The 1,216-nt window shown below is 55.8% G+C and carries 1 protein-coding gene; it reads right to left on the reverse strand.

Going from position 1 to position 1,216, the window contains the following annotated elements; all coding sequences use genetic code 11:
* Window positions 1-26: 26 nt before the first annotated feature.
* Window positions 27-998, reverse strand: coding sequence for an IS110 family RNA-guided transposase (locus tag BUC24_RS26250; protein ID WP_178372630.1), 972 nt, complete (start codon window positions 996-998; stop codon window positions 27-29).
* Window positions 999-1,216: the final 218 nt, after the last annotated feature.

A 1,216-nucleotide genomic window follows, 5' to 3' on the forward strand; every position in this document is an offset into this window, starting at 1 on the left:
CCCCGCCTTCGCAGATACTGTGTCAGCTAGAGTTTTGCAAGCGCTAGCTGCGGATCGAATCTGGTTCCGGACTTGATGACGCCGACCATCCAGTGCACCAGTTTTCGCATGACGGCGACGACGACCACTTTCCCGCGCTTGCCGTTGCTGCGCAAACGTTCGGCTAAGGCGATGGCTGCCCCATTGTGCTTTAGTGCCGTCAGGGCTGGCATGTACAGAGCGCGCCTCAGCCTTGAGTGGCCCAATTTACAAATGCGGGGCTTACCCTTCAAGGAGTCGCCAGACTCACGGTGCTGGGGCGACAGCCCCACAAATGCCACCGCTTGACGAGCGTCCTCAAAGCGTTCTGATCGCAGCCAGGCCATGAAGTAGCTACTCGTTTGTTCACCTACGCCAGGAATGGAACACAGCAAATCTTGTTGGCTACGCAAGTCTGGATGATGATCGATGTGGTCTTTGATCATTTTCCGGAGACGCTCTTCTTCGTCTTTTAGCGATTCGGCGACCCGCTCCACCGATTCCAGTGCGACACCTTGGGATTCGTAGCGCCGATTCTGTTCCTGGACATGCATGCCTTGAACAGCTTCCAAACGCGCGATCAAGCGCTGCAACTCGCGCACTTCGCGCGGCGGCGGCTGCCACGGCCGCGGCTGGGTCTGCGCGCAGAACTGCGCGATCAGCTCGGCATCGGCTTTATCCGTTTTCTGCCGTTGCAGACGCGATTCGGCAAATCGTTTGATCTGGAGGGGATTGACGACACTGACTGTAAAGCCCGCGTCGAACAGGGCAAGCGCTACAGCTTCGTAGTATTGGCTCGTCGCCTCCATGGCAATATGACTGTCCTCACTGGAGATGCCGTATTTGGACATCCATTGGAACATTTCCTTGAAGCCAGCTGGGGTGTTCTCGAACGTCTTGTTCTTCTTTTTCCCCGTGGAAGCACACAACCACAGGAGATCAAACTTCCGTTTTGCAATGTCGATACCGATTGCTTCCATCGTAACCTCCATAAATATAGGTTTCGCTGGGACTCTGTCGGTGCATCCTTAAAAACTCAGGCTCGCGGCCTCAGATACTGTACGCACTCTGGTGGACAGAGGGGAGCGCAGGCGGCATATCTGCGAAACAGGCTCACGGCCTTGAGGACGATTCAGCCTGCCTGCGCTCGGTTTTCCAAGCGTCCCTGGAATCATAACGTCTTCGTGACGTATAGAGG

Origin of the sequence: Massilia sp. CF038, assembly GCF_900129765.1 — a bacterium.
Lineage (GTDB): Bacteria > Pseudomonadota > Gammaproteobacteria > Burkholderiales > Burkholderiaceae_D > Telluria_A.

Excerpts from the sequence above, each read along its gene's own strand:
- BUC24_RS26250 (WP_178372630.1), bottom strand. The coding sequence starts at position 998 with ATGGAAGCAATCGGTATCGACATTGCAAAACGGAAGTTTGATCTCCTG.